Source organism: Erwinia sp. QL-Z3, from assembly GCF_004551645.1.
Lineage (GTDB): Bacteria > Pseudomonadota > Gammaproteobacteria > Enterobacterales > Enterobacteriaceae > Erwinia > Erwinia billingiae.
Genome location: NZ_CP037950.1, coordinates 1,874,454 through 1,894,966 on the forward strand (window position 1 = coordinate 1,874,454; position 20,513 = coordinate 1,894,966).

Sequence of the window (20,513 nt, forward strand, 5' to 3'; positions counted from 1 at the left end):
CTGATGCGATCCCTACCTGACTACAGCGCGCAGCGGGCGCGCTTTCTTGCCGCCGTGGCGCGGCTGGACGGCCACGTCACCCATTATCCCCATCCGCTGAGCGGGCCGAAGGGCGAAGCCTTAAGCACCGATGTGGCGGTGATTGGCGACCCGGCGGCAGACAATCTGCTGCTGATCGTTTCCGGCACCCACGGTGTTGAAGGCTATTACGGATCGGACAGTCAGATTGCCTGGCTGGACGGACTCGACGCTGCAACATTGCCCGCCGGTGTGGCGCTGGTGATGGTGCATCTGATCAATCCGTGGGGCACGGCCCACCTGCGCCGGGTGAACGAAGATAACGCCGATCTTAACCGTAACTTTATCGACTTCGCGGCCGGTGCACCGGATAACGCCGCTTATCGCGATCTGCATGCCGTTTATAGCTGCAAGGATCTGGATGGCGCAGCGCGTCAGCAGGCCGATGCGCTGTTGCAGGCCAAACGTGAAGCGCTGGGTTGGGCGGGCGTTAAGCGCATTGTGGAAGCCGGTCAGTATCAGTTTGCCGACGGTATTTTCTTTGGTGGCCAGCAGGCCAGCTGGTCCCATCAGACGCTGAAAACCATCATTTCCCGCCACCTGGCGCAGGCGAAGCGCATCATCAGCTTTGATCTGCATACCGGCGCGGGCGCCTATGGTCATCCGATGCTGATGGCGATTGCCGAACGGGATTATCCTGCGCTCGAACAGGCGCGGGCGATCTTTGGCGAATGGCTGACGGTGCTGATCACCGGCGCCGGACGCGACAGTGAAACCGGCGTCACCGCCACGGCGACCGGCTATCTGTCGCAATTTATGCTCGATCATCTGCCGGAGACGCAGCTGCTGCAGCTGGTGGTAGAGTGCGGCACGCTGGATGGGGAAGAGATGCATCGCCGCCTTCGCGACGATCACTGGCTGCATCTGTATGGCGATCCTGCCAGCGATCGTGGGCAGCAGATCAAGCAGGATCTTTACGACGGTTTCTATCCTTACGATCCTGACTGGCAGGCGCTGATCGCCTTCCGCACCCAGCAGATCTTCGCCCGGGCCTGGAAGGCGTTGTTGAGCAAGTAACCGTTGAATAAGTGATAAAAGGGCTGAATGATTTCAGCCCTTTTTTTTATCGGGACGATCTGGCCGCCGCAGATTTAAAGGCGGCCGTAAAAGGTCATGCGGGCGGTTTCGGACAGGGCAATATCGGGCTGGGCATTGTACGCCAGCACCACCAACATCCGGCTGGTATCGCCTTCGGTTGGCGTGACGCGGTGCAGCGCATTGCGGCCGCGGAACAGCACCAGGTCGCCGGGATTAATCGCCAGCTTCTCGACCGGCTGCTGCTGGTGCAGCACCTTTTCCACACCCTCGAAATTCATCTCGCCCGCTTCAGCATTGCGCAGATTGCTGACGTACTCAAACACGCCGCCGCCCTGCGGTTTCTGGATCAGCAGGGTGATGGCAAACGACGAGTTATCGAAGTGCCAGCCCAGTTCCTGGCCGGTGTGGGCATAGTGCAGATTGATAGAGGAGAGGGAATCCGCATAGGGATACAGCTGCTGCTCGCCCAGCACGCTGCACAGAAACGCTTTAAATGCCTCGGCGTTATACAGCGTGCGCAACGGGGAGTGCTCGGGCACCTGATCATCCGTGATGCAGCCTTTGGACGAGACAATCTGATGGTTGCGCGGATGATCGGCCGCATAGGCGTCATCCGGCGCTTTCAGATAAACGTTGTGCTTGCTGGCGGTATAAAACGCCAGATGCTGCTGCGCTTCACCCTCCTGGCGTATGGCGTCCAGCGCGTCGGCAGTCAGAAAATTTCGCAGGACCAGCGCACCGCTGTCGTCCAGCGACGCTTTGCAACTGGCAAGGTATTCGGCATCCATAATCGGATGGGAGGACAAATTGATAATCGGGGCCAGCTGGGTCATCACACGCTCATCGTCATCAGTTATCAGGATTTCTTACTCTACTGCCAGTTGGTCTTGCTCACCAGATATTCGCCGGGCTGATTGGCTGGTTTATGGTTAACTGACTAAAGTTAAAAGCTAAATTGTGATCAACATCGAACAGGAGCCACGCATGCGAATTGGACTAGTGGGATACGGCACCGGCGGTCAGAACTTTCATGCGCCGTTTATTACCGCGGCAAAAGGCGTGGAGCTGGTGGGGATCGTCGCCAGAGCACCGGCCACCATTGCCCGCGTGAAGGCGGATTTTCCGGATGTCCCGATCTATCCAAGCCTGACCGCGATGCTGGACGCGGGCGTGGATATCGTCACCATCACCACACCCCCGCAAACCCGCCGGGAGCTGGTGCTGGAGGCGATTGAGGCGGGCGTGGCGGTGATTGCCGATAAGCCGTTTGCGCCGGATGCCGCCACCGGACGCGAACTGGCCGCCGCCGCGAAAGCGAAAGGCGTGGTGTTGGGCATTTATCATAATCGCCGCTTTGACGCAGATATTCTGACGCTGCGGAATGTGCTGGAACAGCAGCGCGTCGGCAAGCTGTGGCGGCTGCATAACCGCATGGATCTTGACGATCCTCATACGCTGGAGGGCGGCGAAACCGGCGGCCTGCTGCGTGATATGGGTAGCCACCTGGTCGATCAGGCGGTGTGGCTGCTTGGGCCGGTGAAATCGGTGCTGGCACAGACGGATAGGGTTGACCGCCCGGAAGGCCAGACCGATGCCAGCTTTGTCATCACCCTGACGCACACCAGCGGCGTGCATTCGCATATCTCATCCAGCAAGCTGAATCACCTGGCCGCGCGCGATATCCGCGCCTATGGCGACAAAGGCAGTTACGTCTCCAACGGCACGGACGTGCAGGCCAACGCCATCTTTGGCGGAAAGCGGCCGGCCGACGATCTGCAAGGTTGGGGCTATGAAGAGCAGGCGCTGTGGGGAACGCTGCGCACGGCGGCGGGTGAAGAACGCGTGCCGTCCGCTCAGGGCTGCTATCACGCCTATTACGAAGCTTTCGCCAGGGCCGTGCGGGAAGGGACCGCACCTCCTGTCACGCCCGAGCAGGCGATTATGACCCTGGAAGTGCTGGATGCGGCGTTACTGAGCGCCAAAGAAGGGCGGCTGGTGACGCTGGAATAAGCGCCTCAGCGGTCTGTATGAGCGACTGGCCCGATGCCTCTAAATACGCTGGGGCATCAGCGGCCGGTCAGTAAAGGCAACAGGCCGCCTTCCTGAAGCAGTGTTTCCAGTGGGGCGAACAGCGGCTGCGGCAATTCATCGGCGGAAAACCATTCCCATCCGGCACACTTGTCGGGTTCACAGCGCTGCGGCGTGCCGCTAATGTCTTCCGTCAGCATAAAAAGCGTAACGTAGTGTTTCTTCTCGGCGATAAAAAAGTCGTTAGTGAACGCGACCTTAGCCAGTTTTCCCACAACCAAACCCGTCTCTTCCAGCACTTCCCGGCGCGCACACGCCTCTGGCGTTTCGCCAAATTCCAGGTGTCCGCCGGGCGCTGACCAGCTGTCTACACCATGGCTTCCCCTGCGTCGGCCCAGTAACAGCCTGCCTTCCCGCACAATCAGTACGCCTACGCCAATTTTTGGCTGGGTCATTTCTGTCTCCTTCGAGGGCCGGGTGAATCCGCCATTGTTAGCTTAATGGATTCAGCTGGTGAGTTTTATGTATTGGGTTTGTTATCAGCGCTGCTTAATAATTCCCTTGGTTTACAAAGCATTTACAAATGTGGGGTTATAACGTGAAATGGATCACACTTTATCAACAAGGATGATCACGATGTTATCGCGCAGACAATTTATGACTTCCGGTGCGGCCCTGCTGGGGTTTGCCGTGCTTCGCCCCGCGCTCTCGTGGGCTGCCACGCCTGCGTCCAGCTCCGACAGCGCACAGTTTCTGGCCATTTCGCAGCTGCTGACCGGTAAAGCGTCGCTCAGCTCACTGGTCGCGCAGCGGGCGCTGAATGGGCTGACCGAAGAGGATAGCCAGTTTCCGCAGAAGCTGCAAAAGCTCGCGGCGGCGCTGAACGCGGCAGGGATCACTTCGGCAGACGCGCTTAATGGCCACGCCATTATGGCCGATGCCAATACCGGTGCGACGGCGAAGAAAATCGTCTCGGCATGGTATCTGGGCTTTACCGGCACGCCAGTAAGCCTGCGGGCGGGGGATAACACCCGCTTTGTCACCTACACCGACGCCTTGATGTACGCACCGACGCTCGATGCCACGGTGATCCCGACCTATTCCCGGGGCCATACCAATTACTGGACACAGCCGCCAGCGACCCTGAAAAACGATTAATTTTTCCCAATTTATGTGAGCACACCATGGACAAGCAATTTGATGCCGACGTGATTGTCGTCGGGTCCGGCGCGTTGGGCAGTAATGCCGCGACGACGCTCGCCCGCGCGGGTAAATCCGTGATTATTCTTGAAGCCGGTGAGAAGATCCCGCGCTGGAAAATCGTCGAGAATTTCCGTAACTCTTCCAAAAAAGGCAACTACAACTCGCCGTATCCCAACGAGCCCTGGGCCCATCACTCCTACGACGAGCAGTACATTGAAAACGTCGGCTCTTTTGATTTCCGCCCGGGAATGTTGAAGTTAGTCGGCGGCACCACCTGGCACTGGGCATCCGCCTGCTGGCGCTATCTGCCGAACGATATGAAGCTGAAAACCCTGTATGGCGTTGGCCGCGACTGGCCGATGGAGTACAGCGAGCTGGAACCTTTTTACCAGAAAGCCGAAGAGGCGCTGGGCGTCTGCGGCAGCGATACCGACGATCAGAGCGGTCAGGCTGGCGGCGCATTCCCACCGCGAGCCAAACCCTATCCGATGGAGCCAGAAGGCGAAACCTATCTGTTCCAGCGCCTGAAAGCGCGCCTCAGCCCGTCAGGCTATCACTTTATCCATGAGCCAAACGCCCGTGCGACGCGTCCTTACGACGGTCGTCCGGCCTGCAGCGGCAACAACAACTGTATGCCGGTCTGCCCTATCGGCTCGATGTACAGCGGCGATAAGCACGCGCAGCACGCGGAAGATGCCGGTGCGAAGCTGATGACCGATTCCACCGCGTGGAAGCTGGAAAAAGGCAGCGACGGCAAGATTGTCGCGGTGCACGTGCGCAGCTCCAAAGGGGTGGATACCCGACTGACCGCCAAATACTTTATCGTTGCCGCGCATGGCCTGGAAACGCCAAAACTGCTGCTGATTTCTGATGTGGCCAACAGTTCCGATCAGGTCGGCCGTAACCTGATGGACCACACCGGGATGGGCCTGCAATTCCTCGCTGACGAACCGATGTGGCCTGGCCGTGGTGCGGTTCAGCAGGGCGGGATTTTTAACTACCGCGACGGGGATTTCCGTAAAAATCACGCGGCGATCAAGCATGCCGTGTCCAACAACGTGCCGAATATGGCGGTGGCACAGCGTCTGATCGGCCAGGGTGTGATTGGCAGCGAGCTGGATAAACAGATCCGCCATCAGGCCGCGCGCTGGGTCGATATTTCAACGGTGTTCGAAATCCTGCCGCACGCGACCAACACCGTGCGTCCAAGTACCACCCGTAAAGATGCGCTCGGCATTCCGATGCTGACGGTGAATTACGAGGTGGATGACTATGTGAAGGCCGGCAAGAAGGTGGTGGATGCCGACTACAAAAAGTTCGTCAGCCTGATGGGCGGTGAAGTGATAGAAGACAATACCGGCTGGCAGAACCGTGACCACCTGATGGGCACGGTGATCATGGGTGACAATGCGAAAGATTCGGTGGTGAATCACGAGTGCCGGAGCTGGGATCACAGCAACCTGTTCCTGGCGACAACCGGCGTTATCCCGGCTTCCGGGGTGATTAACCCCACGCTGACCGGCGTCGCGCTGAGTATTCGTCTGGCCGAAATTATTGAGCGGGAGATCTGATCATGAAACTGTCTGGATCTTATTCTCTGCTGAAAAGCGCCGTGCTGGTGGGCAGCCTGCTGGCCTCTGCCGCCGCGCTGGCGGACAGCGCGGCCGATGAATCGGCATTAATTAAACGCGGTGAATACACCGCCGTGGCCGCTGACTGCGGTGCCTGTCACCGTCAGACCAAAGAAGACGGTGCGCCCTTTGCCGGTGGCTATGCCATCGACTCGCCGATGGGGCGGATTATTGCCAGTAATATCACGCCATCAAAGCAGTACGGCATTGGCAACTACAGCGAGCAGCAGTTTGCGGATGCGGTGCGCAAAGGCGTCGCAGCCGATGGCAGTAACCTCTATCCGGCGATGCCTTACACGGCTTACGGCGCGATGAGCGACGAGGATATTCACGCGCTTTACACCTACTTTATGAAAGGGGTTAAGCCGGCGGATATTCCGGCGGAAGCGAAAACTGACCTGAGCTTCCCGTTCAACATTCGCCAGATTATGTGGGGCTGGAACCTGCTGTATCGCAACGATAAACCGTTTGAAAAGCAGGCGGGCGCGTCCGATCAATTGAATCGCGGTAAGTATCTGGTGGATGTGCTGGCGCACTGCAGCACCTGCCATACGCCGCGCAATATGATGATGGCCGAAAAAGGCGACCAGGCGCTGGCGGGCAGCCCGCTGGGAAGCTGGTATGCGCCGAACATCACCCCGGACAAAAGTGGCATTGGCGACTGGAGTCAGGATGATATCGTCACCTACCTGAAAACCGGGCATCTTGCCGGCAAAGCGCAGGCCGCCGGGCCGATGGGCGAAGCGGTGGAACACAGCTTCCAGCATATGAACGATGACGATCTGCAGGCGATTGCAGCATGGATGAAACAGGTCCCGGCGATCGCCACACCGTCCGCACCTGCGGCAACCCAGCCGGTGAAAGCGACCGATATTAATCAGGTGATCGGCGGGCAGGGCGATCAGGCGTCGCTGGCCGACAGCCGCAGCACCGATGGCGCGGAGCTTTACAGTGGCGCCTGTGCCAGCTGTCACGGTCGCGCAGGCGAGGGCACGAAGGATAACTTCTATCCGTCACTGACCCACAACAGCGCGGTCTCGGGTCAGACGGCCAGCAACCTGGTGATGACCATCGTCGACGGGATCCACCGTAAAAGCAGTGACAGCGATGTCGGCATGCCGGCCTTCGGTCAGCAGTTGGACAATGCGCAAATTGCGTCCGTCACCAACTACGTTCGCAGCCACTTTGCCAATATCGACTCGCAGGTGACGGCTGAGCAGGTGAAAACCCTGCGTGCCGGTGGCGATGCGCCGTTTATCGTGCGGTACGTCAACGTGTTGATGGCGGTTGGCGGCGGGGTTGCGCTGCTGGTGCTGTTTGCGTTGTATCGCCTGGTAAGCAAAAGAAAACGCCGTTAACGGCGAGGCGTCCCCTGCGCGGTCTGGCGGGGGACGCGTTACGCTTTTTCAACGTCGCCGGCATACTGGCGGCGATGATCCATAATCTGTTGCAGGTTCATCTCAATCCAGTCTGCCAGCCCGATCACCTGGCCCCGCACTTCATGTCCGCTGGGCGAAAGGCGGTACTCAACGTGTGGCGGAATAACGTCATAGGCTATACGCTCTACAAAGCCATCCTCTTCCATAAATCGTAACGTTTGCGACAGCATGCGTTCACTGATGCCGCCGATTTTTCTTCTCAGTTCGCTAAAGCGCAGCGTGTCATCCTGCAAGGCGACGAGGATCAGCAGGCTCCAGCGGCTGGTTAGCCGTTTCAGCACGTCGCGTGAGGGGCAGTTGGCATCGAACAGTTCACCCCGGCGAAACTTTTCGCTGAGCGAGTCACAGGCCACATCTTGATTTTTTTTCACACTAACATTCCTGTAAGTACTTACTTTTGATTAGTGTATGGCATAGGCTGGTTGGGTGAAAGCGATTTCGGCGGCAGCGGCCGCCACACCTTATTAAAATCCACAGGAGATGATCATGATTGCTGTTACCGGTGCGACGGGCCAACTGGGCCGCTTAGTGATTGATGCTTTACTGAAGAAAGTGCCTGCCGCGGAAATTATTGCCGCCGTGCGTTCGCCAGAAAAGGCGGCGGATCTGGCGGCGTTGGGCGTGCAGCTGCGCAAGGCCGACTATGCCAAACCCGAAACCCTGGCCAGTGCCTTCAGTGGCGTGGAAAAAGTGCTGCTGATCTCGTCCAGCGAAGTCGGCGCGCGTGAGGCGCAGCATAAAGCGGTGATCGCCGCGGCGAAAGAGGCGGGCGTGTCTCTGCTGGCCTACACCAGCTTGCTGCATGCGGACACCAGCCCGCTGGGACTGGCAACGGAACACCGGGCCACCGAGCAGGCGTTGATCGCCTCTGGCGTGCCTTACGCCATCTTGCGTAACGGCTGGTATACCGAAAACTATGCCGCCAGCATTGCGCCGGCCATCACGCACGGCGCATTTATTGGCGCAGCAGCCGAAGGCAAGATTGCCTCCGCCAGCCGCAAGGATTATGCCGAAGCCGCTGCTGCGGTGCTGGCTGGCAATGAGGCTGCGGGTCAGATTTATGAGCTGTCTGGCGATACCGCTTACACCCTGGCGGAATTCACTGCGGAGATTGCCCGCCAGAGCGGCAAAGAGATCCAGTATATCGATATGCCACAGGCCGATCTCTCCGCCGCGCTGAAGGGCGCAGGCCTGCCGGACTGGCTGGCAGAGATGCTGGCGGATTCTGATGCCGCAGCAGCGAAAGGCGGCCTGTTTGATGACAGCCACACCCTGAGCAAACTGACCGGACATCCGACCACCCCATGGCAGGATGTGGTCAAAGCGTTCGTGACCAAAGGCTGATGATTACGGGAGAGTCTGACTCTCCCGTGCTTCTTTATGCTGGCTGGCATGGAATCGCCACAACACCGGCACCACCATCAACGCGATACCCGCCGCGCCACAGAAAATCCCACTGCGATTGCCAGGCATCAGCTCCATAAAAGAAGAGCAGAATTGCCCGGAAAAAATCGCCATCGACAGGTAAGCCAGATTTTGTCCCCGGCGACTGACCGGACTGTGCTCAACCACCAGATGATTGACCAGCGGCACCGACAGACCAAATCCGCATCCCATCAGAATGCCTGCGGCGATCAAGCCACCGGGATCGGAAGAAAATGCCAGCAGCAGATGCGCGGCAGCATAGGCCAGAAACGCCAGATACAGCGTCGTAAACTCTCCCAGCCCTTTGACCGCGCGCGGCATCAGCCAGGCGGCAATCACCGCCATCAGCGAAATAAATGCCAGGTAATAACCCGTTTGCGCTTCGTTATAGCCCAGACCATGCAGCTGGAGAGGCAGCACGATCACTGCGGTGAAAAAGCACACCATCGAAAAGAACGCGGCAAGATAAACCGGGATCAGTCGCGAGGTCGCTGGCGCGTCGGCCTCTTCCAGAACCGACTGATAACGGCTTTCATCCGGGCGGGGCACAAAGATCAGCAGCATCAGTAAAAACAGCCAGGCAAACAGATACAGACTGAATGGCCAGCGCCAGCCTGCCGTGGCGAGCAGCCCGCCAAAGAACAGGAAAATCACCCCACCCAGCTCAATCGACATGCCCTGACGCGCAATCATCTTCAGCCGCTGTTCGCCGCTAAAGAAGCTGGAAAGCAGCCCGGTTCCGGCTGACATCACCAGCGCCGTTGCGCCGCCTAACAGAAAACGGTCGGCGAACAGCACCGCCGGATGCGTCAGGAAAGCCCCGGCGGCGCCTAACGCGCCATAGCTGAGCAGACCCACCATCAGCGAGCGATACAGCCCTTTACTTTCAATGATTTTGGCGGCAATCGGCCCAAACATCACCACGCCCAACGAGGGCAGGGTGATCAGCCAGCTGGCCTGCCCGCTAATGCCCAAATGGGCGGCAACAGAAGGCAATCCTGGGACAATCACACAACCGACCATAATGGTCAGACAGGCGATAGCCAGCAGCGTAAACACCCCGGCGGTAGAAATCTGCTTCATGGTCTTCTCCATAATAAAAACGTCCGCACCGTCCGAATAGTGGACAGTGTGTCCGTATAGTGGTATAAGTGTCGTGGGAGAGTGCGTCAATGTCAATGGCCGCAGGAGGATCGACGGTGAAAGCAGAAGGTGAGTCTGGGGTTATTGCCCGGGCGGCGGCGGTGCTGAAAGTGCTGGAGAGTTGCCCTTCCGGGCTGAGTCTGACCCAGCTTGCGCGTCAATGCGGATTGCCCCGCACCACGGTTTACCGGCTGGTGGCCTCGCTGGAAGCGCAGCAGTTTGTGATGCAAACGGCGGAAGGCGTGACGCTGGGTCCGGCGTTGGCCCGACTGGCGGCGGCTGCGCATACCGATATTGTGGCGCTCGCCAGACCGGCGGTGGAAGCGCTGGCGCGTCGAACGCGGGAAACGGGGGATCTGGTGGTGTTTCGCGGGCTGCATGCCATTTTGGTAGAGCAATGCGTGTCGGATCAGGAGCTTCGCGTAGTGTCGCCGGTGGGCACCGCCTTCCCGGTCAATGCCACCGCGCCGGGAAAAGCGCTGCTGGCCGCGCTACCTGACGATCAGCTGCAGGCTTTGCTTTCGCAGCCGCTGGAGCAGCGCACGGTCAATACGCGGGTAGGGCGGGAAGCCTTGTTGGCGGATATCGGCAGTGTCCGGCATAAGGGCATGGCCATCGATCGCGAGGAGCATGCGCTGGGCGTCAGTGCGCTGGCGGTGGTGTTAGACCTGCCCGGTAACGAACGTTATGCGCTGTCGGTGGCGGTGCCCACCCTCCGTTTCGACGATCGGCTGGAAAGTTTACTGCGTGCGTTATTACAAACCAAAGCGGAAATAGAATCCCTGGCGGGAAAGTAATTTCGCGTGTCGGCTAATCTTTTTGACAGACCCGGTCAAATATCTTCACTATCGGCACAGAGATTAATCTTGCACTATCAGCAGTACACTTCGCGAAAATAAAGGCTAGATTGATGTCCTTAATCAAAAAAATGTCCGTCCCGTTATTCATTACCGCCGCGTTATATTCTCAGTTCTCTGCGGCTGCGGTTGAAAGCTATGCGATGGATTCAGGCCACACCTCGGTCGTTGTCTCCTGGACGCACTTTGGTTTTTCGCATCCTACGGCTGATTTATCTGGCATCACCGGTAATATTGATTTTGATAATAGCAACGTGGCGAAATCAAAAGTGGACGTTTCCATTCCGGTCGACACCATTAATACCCATGTTGACGCGCTGACCACCGAATTTAAAGGTGCTGAGTATTTCGACGTGACTAAATTCCCAACCGCGACCTTCAAAAGCACCAAAGTGGTCAGCAAAGGGAAAAATAAAATGGACGTTTACGGCGACCTGACCATCAAAGATATTACCAAGCCGGTGATCCTGCACGCGGTACTGAATAAGCAGGGTATGCATCCGATGGTGAAGAAGCAGGCGGTTGGCTTTGACGCCACCACCACCTTCAAGCGCTCTGATTTCAAGCTGGATAAATACGTGCCAGCCGTCAGCGATGACGTGAAGCTGACTATTTCTACCGAAGCTTACGCGAAATAAGCTTTTTCAGTGCGGAAGGCCTGCTTTCCGCACTGCTTATCGTCCTCCTGCGCAATTTCCCTGCCTGCGCTACTGCCAGAACTTCTTCTTACTGGTTTTGCCAATCCCCGGATTACAGCTGTTGGTCGGATCGAGCTGACGCATATGCGACTCATGTTCACAGGACGCATGATAAAGATGGCCGACGTTATGCTCCGCCGGATATTTCGCGCCACGCCGATCGAGGTATTCCAGCACATCATGTTTAAACGCCAGCGCATCCACGCCGGGTTTCAAAATATAGTCCTGATGATTCACAAAGCAGAAGAAGTGCCCACAGCACGAGTCTTCCAGCACCTGATCCTGCAACGCCTGCGGTAATTTAATTCGCCATTCCGTATCGTTCCGACGTAACGCCACGTCAAAGGCGATCAGCCGCTGGTCGGTATTAATTCCTTTATAGTCGCAATAAGAGATGGTGCAGCCGCCGACGCCGAAACGCACCAGGAAAGCATCCCGCTCTTCGCGCGCGTCGCAGGCAAAATACTGACCCGACCGATCGGAGAAGAAGGTGTCCAGCAGCCGCTGCAACTCATCCGCATGGCGGGCTTCCGCTTTGATCATCAGATGGTGCTCAAAACGCTCGCGGTAATCGAGAATGCGTGGGGCAACCCCTTTTGGCGTCACATTGTTGGCAAACTGCAGCACTTTATCGACAAAGTTAGCAGGAAGGACCTTCAGGTTTTTTACCCGTATATCCCATTTCGCCTTGTTAGCCATCAGCTGCGGCAGGGCTTCAGGACCGAAGCGGTTGATCGCCCAGTACATATGTTTGGCGTAGCGCACGGTCAGGTCAAAGGCATCGCGGTGGATATATTCCGCCTGCAGCGGCAATTCCGACAGCCCTTCCAGCAGATAACGGCGCAGGGCAACCAGCTCGGTTTCATCATTGGTGCCGATATAAAAGGTGCGGGTGCGGTCGCTGGCATCGAACGTCGACAGGCGCACCGCGAAGACCGCGATCTTGCCGGCACTGCCGGAACTGTCATGCAGGTACTGTACGTTGCCGTTGTAGCGGGTTGGCGTGTCGGCATCGACATTACGCAGGATCGCGGCGTAATCATCGGCCCAGATTTTACCTTCCCAGTCTGGCGCCGTGCCGGTGGTGAACTGCTGCGATTCCAGGTTAGCAATCATCTCTTCTGGCGTGCTGCCCAGTTCAATACCCAGATGATTAACCAGTTGCAGTGAGCCATCCGCATTGATGCGCGCGAACAGCGATTTTTCAGTGAAGGCAGGACCACGGCGGATCAGCGAGCCGCCAGAATTATTGCAGACGCCGCCGATAACCGACGCGCCAATACAGGATGAACCGATCACCGAGTGCGGCTCTTTACCGTGAGGCAGCAGCGCCTTTTCCAGTTCGGTCAGCGTGCTGCCGGGGAAGGCAAGGACCTGGCGGGCCTGGTCGATTACCTGCACCCCTTTCAGCCTGCGGGTGCTGACAATCACCACCTCGCGGTCATAGTCTGCGCCATCCGGTGTTGAACCGCCGGTCACGCCGGTATTGGCCGCCTGCATCAGAATGATGGTGTCGCAGGCGACGCAGGCCTGCAGCACCTGCCAAAGCTGCATCAGCGTTTGCGGTATGGCCACCGCCAGCGCGTTGCCCCCGCCGACGCGAAAGCCTTTGGTGTAATACGCTTTGCTGTCCTCGCTGGTCAGCACCTGCTCTTTACCCAATACCTGCTCCAGCCGGGTAATGACGCCTGAATCCTTCACCATCTGAACTGCTCCTGAATGTAACCTGTCCAGCAGCGGCCGCGCTAAGGCGGCAGCCTGATTGGGCCTGAAGGTTCCATACTACAGAGCACATCGGCGAAAAACTGTGATTTCTGTGCGGCTGCTTTTTACCCATACCGCTGAATTTACAGGCAGGGACGCGGTGCCAGATAAGTGGAGACCACTTCACGAATGGCCACGCCAATCACCGTCGCGTCATCCAGCTGCTCACCTTCAATGATCTCGCCGTCATCGGTGACCAGCTGTGGCGGATTTTGCCTGACCCGTGCCCAGTTGCAGCTGCCATCCAGCTCGACCAGCACGCGGCTGCCGGCAATGGCGGGACGGTAACGGTCAATAATGCACAGCGTGCCGTTGCAGGAGGTCAGGTAGCAGTCGTGATTGGTCGGCACCAAATCCTGCAATTTACTGAACAGAAATTTGATTTCGTGGCGTGCAGGAGAGGGAAAGCTGGCCGCATGAGAAGCCAGTACCTCACCCGTAACATCATATTTGATCAACTCAGTCATACCTGCCTCTGTGTTATTCCATCGCTTTTATGGTGAAGGTCACCACGCCAAAAATCTCCAGCTTATCTTCCCCGGACAACACAATCGGTGCCCAGCGCGCGTTCATCGCGATCAGCTGCACCGTGGGCCGCAGCTGCAGTTTTTTGACGGTGAACTCACCGTCGATAGCGGCGACCACGATATCGCCATGGCCCGCCGTCAACGAGTTATCCACCACCAGTAAATCGCCATCGTTGATCCCGGCATCCTTCATTGACTCGCCGCTGACCTTAATAAAGTAGGTCGAGTCTGGACGCTGGATCAGCAGGTTATTGAGATCAAGACGCTGCCCGACATCATCTCCGGCCGCAAAAGGCGTACCGCAAGGCACGCGGGATAGAAAAAGGGGCAAATGCAGGCTTTTCCGCACTTCGGCAATCTGGAGAAGGTTCATGATGGTGACTCGCAAAATTACTGTATATAAATACAGTATTATCATTTGCGGTCAGCGATCAAGTCTGATAGCGGAGTTTTTTAGCGGAATCATGTTAATCATATGTTAACTAAGACTTAATTTCGATTTCACCTCCTGCGCGTGTTACCGCAACCCGTCATCCCGCCGCCTTCAGGCAATGCGACCACCATGATAATCATCCTCACTGACAATCATAAGACTGAACAGTTAACTAAATGTAATGATATTGCATCAGCATTAACCTTTACTCCTGCGGTGAAAAAGGAACGTTTTTGTTTATTTTTCGGACGAATCTTATTATTAATGCGTTTTTTAATCATGGGTTTAACGAAAACTATAAGAAAAGTACTATATAAATCGATGATAAATATCGAATATTTAATATTGCTCATCTCAAACTGACTGCTATATAGTCGCGCCGGTACACACAGGGAAAGTGTGCGTAACGCCTGCTTTCCGCGCCCATTTTTACAGGAATAAATATGAGCAACTCTTATCAGAACGAGATCCCAAAAGCGCGAGTAAATATCAAGCTGGATGTTCATACCGGTAACGCCCAGAAAAAGATGGAGCTGCCGCTGAAGCTGCTGGTGACCGGCGATTTCAGCAACGGTCAGGAGCAGCGGGTGCTTTCTGAGCGTGAAAAGATCAACGTCAATAAAAACAACTTCGACAGCGTGCTGGCGGAGTTCTCTCCGGCCCTCAACATCTCTGTAAAGAACACCCTCGCCGGCGACGGCAGCGAAGAGAACGTCAGGCTGACCTTCCGCGATATGAACGACTTCACGCCGGAGCAGGTTGCCCGCCAGATCCCGCAACTCAACGCCATGCTGGCGATGCGCAACCTGCTGCGCGATCTCAAAGCCAACCTGCTGGATAACGTCACCTTCCGCAAGGAGCTGGAAACCATCCTGAAAAACCCGGCGCTGAGTGACGAATTGCGTAGCGAGCTGTCTGCGCTGGCGCCTGAAAAAGCCTGATCCCCCTTCACGGAATGATATAGAGAGAATGCTGATGTCAGTTCAAAATGAAACCGCCTCTGCCGGAACCACCACCGTGCTGGATCGCCCCGTTGCGGGCGGCGTTTATGCTTCACTGTTTGAAAAAATCAATCTCAATCCGGTCACGCACCTCAGCGACCTGAATATCTGGCAGGACAGCCAGGCGATGTCCGATGCCAGCGTCGACGAACGCGTCACCGCGGCGATGAAGGTGCTGGTTGAGTGCCTGAATCAGTCAGGTTCAACGGTTGAAAAGCTCGACAAGACCCTGCTGGACCACCATATCGCCCAGTTGGACGAGCAGATCAGCCGTCAGCTCGATGCGGTAATGCATCACGACGCCTTCCAGCAGGTGGAATCCCTGTGGCGCGGCCTGAAGTCGCTGGTCGATAAAACGGACTTCCGTCAGAACGTGAAGATCGACGTGCTGGACCTGTCGAAAGCGGACCTGCTGCAGGACTTTGAAGACGCGCCGGAAATCATCCAGAGCGGGCTGTACGCACACACCTATATTGCCGAATACGACACCCCGGGCGGTGAGCCGATTGGCGCACTGATCTCCTCCTACGAGTTCGACGCTTCGGCGCAGGACGTGGCGCTGCTGCGCAATATCTCTAAAGTCGCGGCTTCCGCGCATATGCCCTTTATCGGCTCCGCCGGCCCGCAGTTCTTCCTGAAGGACAATATGGAAGACGTGGCGGCAATCAAAGATATCGGCAACTACTTCGATCGCGCCGAATACATCAAGTGGAAGGCGTTCCGTGAAACCGACGACGCACGCTATATCGGCCTGGTGATGCCGCGTGTGCTGGGTCGCCTGCCGTACGGCCCGGACACCGTGCCGGTGCGCAGCTTTAACTACGTTGAACAGGTGAAAGGCCCGGACCACGACAAATACCTGTGGACCAATGCCTCGTTCGCTTTCGCCGCCAACATGGTGAAAAGCTTTATCAACAACGGCTGGTGCGTGCAGATCCGTGGCCCGCAGGCCGGTGGTGCCGTCCAGGATCTGCCGATCCATCTGTACGACCTCGGCACCGGCAATCAGGTGAAAATCCCGTCTGAGGTGATGATCCCGGAAACCCGCGAGTTTGAGTTCGCCAACCTCGGCTTTATCCCGCTGTCGTATTACAAAAATCGCGACTACTCGTGCTTCTTCTCCGCCAACTCGACGCAGAAACCGGCGCTGTACGACACCGCAGACGCCACCGCCAACAGCCGCATCAACTCGCGCCTGCCGTACATCTTCCTGCTGTCGCGCATTGCGCACTATCTGAAGCTGATCCAGCGTGAAAATATCGGCACCACCAAGGATCGCCGCCTGCTCGAGCTGGAGCTGAACACCTGGGTGCGCGGACTGGTAACCGAAATGACCGATCCGGGCGACGAGCTGCAGGCCTCCCACCCGCTGCGCGATGCCAAAGTGATTGTTGAAGATATCGAAGACAACCCGGGCTTCTTCCGCGTCAGGCTGTTCGCCATCCCACATTTCCAGGTGGAAGGCATGGACGTCAACCTGTCTCTGGTTTCCCAGATGCCGAAGGCGAAAGCGTAAGGCGGGTTAACAGGGATGAAAATTTACCGTCCGTTATGGACTGACGGGGCCATGCTGGCCCCACAACAGTTCCAGCAGCAGGCTCGTTGGAGTGAACACGTTGCCGACATGGTCGCCCGGATGGGTATTTCTCATCCCTGGGGCGTGGTTACGGCAGAATTTGATGATGCTGCACTGGCACTCTCGCGCCTGAACGCCAACCGTCTGGTAGTGCGCTTTCAGGACGGTACCCTTGTTGATACCGACCTGGCAGACACGCTTCCTCCGGTCTGTGATTTGTCTGTTGCAGCTGGCAGTGAAGTTGTCGACGTGGTTGTCGCGCTACCGCTACTGAGCGCCAGTGGTGGCAACCTCGATAACGGTCAGGACAGTGAGCGTCCGCGTCGATGGAAAGCTGAGCGTGTGGTGGTGCAGGAACTGGCCGGGCATGAAAGCGGGGAACTTGCGATTCTGCGTCATGCACTGACCCTGCGTCTGTCCAGCCAGGAAAACACGGCATACCTGACCTGTCCGGTCGCCCGGCTGGTACGTAATGCGCAGGGAAAGTGGAGCCGTGACCCGGCCTTTATCCCGCCGATGCTTTCTGTTGCAGCCAGTCCGTGGCTTGCCACCGAACTGGGTGATCTGCTGGTCCGTCTGCAGGCCCGCCGTCGTCGCCTGATGGCCATGCGTCGTGAAAGCAATGAGCGGATGGCCGACTTTGCGGTCGCGGATGTTTCCCTGTTCTGGTTGCTCAATGCCCTGAACAGCGCCGAGCCGGTGCTGACGGAACTGCTTCAGACGCCGGATCGTCACCCGGAACTGCTGTACCGCGAACTGACCCGTCTGGCCGGCAGTCTGCTGACCTTTTCACTGGAGCACGACGCCGGCGATATTCCTGCTTATCAGCACGATGCACCGGAGCGGGTATTCCCGCCGCTGCTGGCACTGCTCGACAAGCTGCTGGAGGCTAGCCTGCCGTCGCGGGTGGTGAGTATCCACCTGGAGCATCAGGATCAGATCTGGAAAGGTGCCTTGCACGATGCGCGCCTGCGCGAAGGGGCAGACTTCTATCTCTCCGTACGCTCTTCCATGCCGAACCATGAACTTCAGACGAAATTCCCGCAGTTGTGTAAAGCGGGCAGCTTTGAAGATGTGTCCGATGTGGTGAATGTGGCTCTGAGTGGGATGGTTATCAAGCCGCTCACCCATGTGCCGGCCGCGATTCCGTTACGCCTTGAGAACCAGTATTTCTCGCTGGATCTGAGTACTGAGGCGGCTCGCGCAATGCTTGAGATGGCCAGCTGTACCTTCTACACCCCGCGCTCACTGGGGGATGTGAATCTTGAACTCTTTGCGGTGCTGCGCTCATGAATAAAACCGAACTCAGCCAGATAGAACGTATCTTCTACCCGGGCTGGCTGATGGCCAGCCAGCTGCGGGGCGGTCAGGAAGTCCGGGACGGGGAAGGGCTCTATCGCCGGGCCTGCCGTCTGGTGCAGGAGGTGAAAGCGGCGCTCACGGAGGCAGGATACAGCGACATCAGCCGTGACCATATAGTGTATGCCCTGTGTGCACTGCTTGATGAGAGCGTGATGAACCGGGGAACCACCGATGATGGTTACCTGATCTGGCGTCGTGACCCGCTGCAGGCACACTTCTTTGGCACTCTCAATGCAGGCGAAGAATTGTGGGAACGGATCCGCAACCTGCTGAAAGAAACCGCTCCTGACGCGGCCGTCCTGACCTGTATGTACCGGACCGTGCAGCTGGGGTTCGTGGGGCAATATCGCGCCCAGGATGATGAGCGTCGGGAAGATATTGTTCGCGAACTCGCGGAACGGGTGCCGGCCTTTACGCTTGCACAGGACGCCCCCATCGTTGCCCGGGCATCACGCCTGCGCAGTGGTCGTCGCTGGTACTGGCTGACCTGGGTTGTGGCCGCTGTCGCCCTGGTGGCGCTGTGGTTCTTCCTTTCGTCTTCGCTTTCCGAGCTGGTAAGCCAGATCGTCAGGCCGGGGTAAGCGATGCGGGATGCGTACCGAAGTCTGTTAACTGCCTTGGGTGCCGTACTGGCGCTGTGGCTCATTCTGGGATTCTGGCCATTGTCGACAGGCAGCCGTGTGGCACTCAGCCTGCTGGTTGTTCTGGTGTCCGGGGTGATGTTCTGGCGTCAGCGTCGGGCTTCGCAGGCGCGGGCGACCGCTGTCCGGGAAATTGTGAATGAACACCTGCCGCCGGAAGATTTTCAGGGGGCGGTGATCCTCGTCTGTGGCGACAACGCTCCGCTGTTTGTGTCCGGTTCCCGTCACCGGGAAACCCGGCAGGGCTGGTATCTGTTGGTGAAGGATGCGGAACAGTTGCCAATCCTGGCAAAGCACCTGAGCCTGATGCGCCCGGCCCTGGTGTCGCAAATCTCCGTCATGCTGGCTGTGGTACCTGAACAGCACACCTCCGGTGATGACCTTACCCAGTCCCTGCGGGGCTGGCAGCGGGCAGTCGTCCAGTGCCGTGCGGCATTTGGGACGATCCCCCCGCTGTGGACCGTGACCTGGGTATCGCCCCCTGTAGCCTGCACGCAAGCCGAACCCGTCTGGTTTACCACGGTAAGCCAGCGAAGCGGTATTCAGGTGTATCAGCCCGGTCAGGGCAATGTGTCACTGACGGAGTGGACCCGGGAGAGTGGAGCTGACGGGCGACTTTCGCGTCTGAGTCAGGGTTTGTGGCTGGACAGCCTGCTTGCCTGGCAGAACAGCGCGGTGAATGACCTGCTGTCGGTACGCCAGGGCGAGCTGTCGGTGATAAAGCCCTGCGTGCAGGGAATGTGCATGGTGCCGGTGAGCGGTATCGCGGGCAATCTCTGGCAACAGCACATCACCGCCGTGACGGCGCTGCCACCGGATGCCGTTGTGACGACAGAGTCACTGCCGCTGCCTGAACTGCTGCTGCCGGCGTTACCGCGCCGACGTGGTGTCAGCCGCAGAATGGTGTTCTGGCGCTATGCCGGATTACTGGGCGGGATTTTCCTGGCCCTTGCCATGCTGGCGTCCTGGATGAACAACCAGCGCCTCATCCGTAATGTTGGCGATCACCTTGCGTTATATCACCAGCTGACAGGGAAGCCTGTTGCCCCGAAACTGCGGGCGCAGCAGCGCCTCAGGGCTGATGGCGCATTGCTGGACGACTGGGCGCGTCGCGGGGAGCCACTGCGTTATCGCCTGGGTCTTTATCAGGGGCTGCGTCTGGTTCCACCAGTTGAGGCCGCCGTCAGCGACTGGGCACCTCCGCCGCCACCACCACCGGTCATTAAGAAAATCATTCAGGGTCCGAAAACCCTTCGTCTTGACAGCATGTCGCTGTTCGATTCGGGCAAGTCGGCGCTGAAAGTCGGTTCGACCAAAATGCTGGTGAATTCTCTGGTCGGAGTTAAGGCGAAACCGGGCTGGCTAATTGTCGTATCCGGCCATACCGATAACACCGGTAACCCGAAACTGAATCAGACGCTGTCTCTGAAACGTGCCGAAGCGGTGCGCGACTGGATGCGTGACACCGGTGATGTGCCGGAAAGCTGTTTTGCGGTGCAGGGCTATGGCGAAAGCCGCCCGATTGCAACTAACGACACCCCGGAAGGCCGTGCGCTTAACCGGCGTGTCGAAATCAGTCTGGTACCGCAGGCCAATGCCTGCCAGATACCGGGCAAACCCTCAGCGTCATCGCAGGATGATGACGTCTCACAACACAATGGAGAGTAAA

General features: G+C 57.7%; 20 protein-coding genes. 13 read left to right on the forward strand and 7 right to left on the reverse strand.

Features of this window, described 5'->3' with window-relative positions; genetic code table 11:
* The first annotated feature begins 3 nt into the window (after positions 1-3).
* Positions 4-1,095 (forward strand): DUF2817 domain-containing protein, encoded by a 1,092-nt coding sequence (locus E2F51_RS09180; RefSeq protein WP_134823270.1) that lies wholly within the window; start codon positions 4-6, stop codon positions 1,093-1,095.
* Between the two features lie 74 nt (positions 1,096-1,169).
* Here the strand turns inward: E2F51_RS09180 and E2F51_RS09185 are convergent, their stop codons facing one another.
* Positions 1,170-1,949 (reverse strand): 2OG-Fe(II) oxygenase, encoded by a 780-nt coding sequence (locus E2F51_RS09185; RefSeq protein ID WP_106381934.1) that lies wholly within the window; start codon positions 1,947-1,949, stop codon positions 1,170-1,172.
* Between the two features lie 151 nt (positions 1,950-2,100).
* Between E2F51_RS09185 and E2F51_RS09190 the strand changes: the two genes are divergently transcribed.
* Positions 2,101-3,126 (forward strand): Gfo/Idh/MocA family protein, encoded by a 1,026-nt coding sequence (locus E2F51_RS09190; RefSeq protein ID WP_134823271.1) that lies wholly within the window; start codon positions 2,101-2,103, stop codon positions 3,124-3,126.
* 56 nt (positions 3,127-3,182) lie between these two features.
* Here the strand turns inward: E2F51_RS09190 and E2F51_RS09195 are convergent, their stop codons facing one another.
* Complete coding sequence (locus tag E2F51_RS09195) at positions 3,183-3,599, reverse strand: NUDIX hydrolase (protein WP_134823272.1); 417 nt, start codon at positions 3,597-3,599, stop codon at positions 3,183-3,185.
* A 181-nt stretch (positions 3,600-3,780) separates the two neighbouring features.
* Here E2F51_RS09195 and E2F51_RS09200 point away from each other — a divergent pair, with 181 nt between their 5' ends.
* The 3 genes from E2F51_RS09200 to E2F51_RS09210 are packed head-to-tail and all read left to right on the forward strand — an operon-like array spanning position 3,781 to position 7,336.
* Positions 3,781-4,302, forward strand: a complete 522-nt coding sequence (locus tag E2F51_RS09200) for a sugar dehydrogenase complex small subunit (protein ID WP_134823273.1) — start codon at positions 3,781-3,783, stop codon at positions 4,300-4,302.
* Positions 4,303-4,328: 26 nt separating this feature from the next.
* A complete protein-coding gene (locus tag E2F51_RS09205) occupies positions 4,329-5,918 on the forward strand; it encodes a GMC family oxidoreductase (RefSeq protein ID WP_134823274.1) in 1,590 nt (529 codons plus the stop codon).
* Positions 5,919-5,920: 2 nt separating this feature from the next.
* Entirely contained in the window at positions 5,921-7,336 is a 1,416-nt protein-coding gene (locus tag E2F51_RS09210; RefSeq protein ID WP_134823275.1) for a cytochrome c, read from the forward strand.
* 38 nt (positions 7,337-7,374) lie between these two features.
* Here E2F51_RS09210 and E2F51_RS09215 read toward each other — a convergent pair whose 3' ends face one another.
* Positions 7,375-7,788 (reverse strand): helix-turn-helix domain-containing protein, encoded by a 414-nt coding sequence (locus E2F51_RS09215; RefSeq protein WP_013200435.1) that lies wholly within the window; start codon positions 7,786-7,788, stop codon positions 7,375-7,377.
* 115 nt (positions 7,789-7,903) lie between these two features.
* Between E2F51_RS09215 and E2F51_RS09220 the strand changes: the two genes are divergently transcribed.
* Positions 7,904-8,761 (forward strand): SDR family oxidoreductase, encoded by an 858-nt coding sequence (locus E2F51_RS09220; RefSeq protein WP_134823276.1) that lies wholly within the window; start codon positions 7,904-7,906, stop codon positions 8,759-8,761.
* 3 nt (positions 8,762-8,764) lie between these two features.
* Here E2F51_RS09220 and E2F51_RS09225 read toward each other — a convergent pair whose 3' ends face one another.
* Positions 8,765-9,925: an MFS transporter gene (locus E2F51_RS09225; RefSeq protein WP_134823277.1), complete on the reverse strand. Its 1,161-nt coding sequence runs from the start codon at positions 9,923-9,925 to the stop codon at positions 8,765-8,767.
* An 89-nt stretch (positions 9,926-10,014) separates the two neighbouring features.
* Between E2F51_RS09225 and E2F51_RS09230 the strand changes: the two genes are divergently transcribed.
* Together E2F51_RS09230 and E2F51_RS09235 are read left to right on the forward strand one after the other, a co-directional pair.
* Entirely contained in the window at positions 10,015-10,782 is a 768-nt protein-coding gene (locus E2F51_RS09230) for an IclR family transcriptional regulator (RefSeq protein ID WP_134823278.1), read from the forward strand.
* Positions 10,783-10,895: 113 nt separating this feature from the next.
* Complete coding sequence (locus E2F51_RS09235; RefSeq protein WP_013200439.1) at positions 10,896-11,480, forward strand: YceI family protein; 585 nt, start codon at positions 10,896-10,898, stop codon at positions 11,478-11,480.
* A 69-nt stretch (positions 11,481-11,549) separates the two neighbouring features.
* On the opposite strand, the gene dld is transcribed toward E2F51_RS09235, so the two are convergent.
* The 3 genes from dld to umuD all read right to left on the reverse strand — a co-directional run bounded on the left by dld (position 11,550) and on the right by umuD (position 14,204).
* Complete coding sequence (dld, locus tag E2F51_RS09240) at positions 11,550-13,244, reverse strand: D-lactate dehydrogenase (protein ID WP_013200440.1); 1,695 nt, start codon at positions 13,242-13,244, stop codon at positions 11,550-11,552.
* Positions 13,245-13,387: 143 nt separating this feature from the next.
* Complete coding sequence (locus E2F51_RS09245) at positions 13,388-13,771, reverse strand: hypothetical protein (RefSeq protein WP_013200441.1); 384 nt, start codon at positions 13,769-13,771, stop codon at positions 13,388-13,390.
* A gap of 13 nt (positions 13,772-13,784) precedes the next feature.
* On the reverse strand, positions 13,785-14,204 hold the full coding sequence (gene umuD, locus E2F51_RS09250; protein ID WP_013200442.1) for a translesion error-prone DNA polymerase V autoproteolytic subunit: 420 nt from the start codon (positions 14,202-14,204) through the stop codon (positions 13,785-13,787).
* A 503-nt stretch (positions 14,205-14,707) separates the two neighbouring features.
* Here umuD and tssB point away from each other — a divergent pair.
* From tssB to E2F51_RS09275, 5 genes are read left to right on the forward strand one after another with little or no spacing between them, the layout of a single operon-like run.
* Positions 14,708-15,205 carry a type VI secretion system contractile sheath small subunit gene (gene tssB / locus E2F51_RS09255; protein WP_134823279.1) on the forward strand — a complete coding sequence of 166 codons (498 nt, stop codon included), beginning with the start codon at positions 14,708-14,710 and terminating at the stop codon, positions 15,203-15,205.
* A 28-nt stretch (positions 15,206-15,233) separates the two neighbouring features.
* Positions 15,234-16,781 carry a type VI secretion system contractile sheath large subunit gene (tssC, locus tag E2F51_RS09260; RefSeq protein WP_134823280.1) on the forward strand — a complete coding sequence of 516 codons (1,548 nt, stop codon included), beginning with the start codon at positions 15,234-15,236 and terminating at the stop codon, positions 16,779-16,781.
* A gap of 15 nt (positions 16,782-16,796) precedes the next feature.
* Complete coding sequence (gene tssK, locus E2F51_RS09265; RefSeq protein WP_134823281.1) at positions 16,797-18,134, forward strand: type VI secretion system baseplate subunit TssK; 1,338 nt, start codon at positions 16,797-16,799, stop codon at positions 18,132-18,134.
* Entirely contained in the window at positions 18,131-18,784 is a 654-nt protein-coding gene (gene tssL, locus E2F51_RS09270; RefSeq protein ID WP_134823282.1) for a type VI secretion system protein TssL, short form, read from the forward strand. The genes tssK and tssL overlap by 4 nt, the downstream gene beginning before the upstream one ends.
* Positions 18,785-18,787: 3 nt before the next feature.
* Positions 18,788-20,512, forward strand: coding sequence for an OmpA family protein (locus E2F51_RS09275; RefSeq protein WP_209215505.1), 1,725 nt, complete (start codon positions 18,788-18,790; stop codon positions 20,510-20,512).
* Position 20,513: the final 1 nt, after the last annotated feature.

What these genes read in the sequence shown, in the direction of transcription:
- tssC (WP_134823280.1), top strand. Translation starts at nt 15,234, where the DNA reads ATGCTGATGTCAGTTCAAAATGAAACCGCCTCTGCCGGAACCACCACC.
- E2F51_RS09220 (WP_134823276.1), top strand. Translation starts at nt 7,904, where the DNA reads ATGATTGCTGTTACCGGTGCGACGGGCCAACTGGGCCGCTTAGTGATT.
- E2F51_RS09230 (WP_134823278.1), top strand. Translation starts at nt 10,015, where the DNA reads ATGTCAATGGCCGCAGGAGGATCGACGGTGAAAGCAGAAGGTGAGTCT.
- tssB (WP_134823279.1), top strand. Translation starts at nt 14,708, where the DNA reads ATGAGCAACTCTTATCAGAACGAGATCCCAAAAGCGCGAGTAAATATC.
- E2F51_RS09190 (WP_134823271.1), top strand. Translation starts at nt 2,101, where the DNA reads ATGCGAATTGGACTAGTGGGATACGGCACCGGCGGTCAGAACTTTCAT.
- E2F51_RS09200 (WP_134823273.1), top strand. Translation starts at nt 3,781, where the DNA reads ATGTTATCGCGCAGACAATTTATGACTTCCGGTGCGGCCCTGCTGGGG.
- tssL (WP_134823282.1), top strand. Translation starts at nt 18,131, where the DNA reads ATGAATAAAACCGAACTCAGCCAGATAGAACGTATCTTCTACCCGGGC.
- dld (WP_013200440.1), bottom strand. Translation starts at nt 13,244, where the DNA reads ATGGTGAAGGATTCAGGCGTCATTACCCGGCTGGAGCAGGTATTGGGT.
- umuD (WP_013200442.1), bottom strand. Translation starts at nt 14,204, where the DNA reads ATGAACCTTCTCCAGATTGCCGAAGTGCGGAAAAGCCTGCATTTGCCC.
- E2F51_RS09180 (WP_134823270.1), top strand. Translation starts at nt 4, where the DNA reads ATGCGATCCCTACCTGACTACAGCGCGCAGCGGGCGCGCTTTCTTGCC.
- E2F51_RS09235 (WP_013200439.1), top strand. Translation starts at nt 10,896, where the DNA reads ATGTCCTTAATCAAAAAAATGTCCGTCCCGTTATTCATTACCGCCGCG.
- tssK (WP_134823281.1), top strand. Translation starts at nt 16,797, where the DNA reads ATGAAAATTTACCGTCCGTTATGGACTGACGGGGCCATGCTGGCCCCA.
- E2F51_RS09210 (WP_134823275.1), top strand. Translation starts at nt 5,921, where the DNA reads ATGAAACTGTCTGGATCTTATTCTCTGCTGAAAAGCGCCGTGCTGGTG.
- E2F51_RS09205 (WP_134823274.1), top strand. Translation starts at nt 4,329, where the DNA reads ATGGACAAGCAATTTGATGCCGACGTGATTGTCGTCGGGTCCGGCGCG.
- E2F51_RS09185 (WP_106381934.1), bottom strand. Translation starts at nt 1,949, where the DNA reads ATGACCCAGCTGGCCCCGATTATCAATTTGTCCTCCCATCCGATTATG.
- E2F51_RS09225 (WP_134823277.1), bottom strand. Translation starts at nt 9,925, where the DNA reads ATGAAGCAGATTTCTACCGCCGGGGTGTTTACGCTGCTGGCTATCGCC.
- E2F51_RS09275 (WP_209215505.1), top strand. Translation starts at nt 18,788, where the DNA reads ATGCGGGATGCGTACCGAAGTCTGTTAACTGCCTTGGGTGCCGTACTG.
- E2F51_RS09195 (WP_134823272.1), bottom strand. Translation starts at nt 3,599, where the DNA reads ATGACCCAGCCAAAAATTGGCGTAGGCGTACTGATTGTGCGGGAAGGC.
- E2F51_RS09245 (WP_013200441.1), bottom strand. Translation starts at nt 13,771, where the DNA reads ATGACTGAGTTGATCAAATATGATGTTACGGGTGAGGTACTGGCTTCT.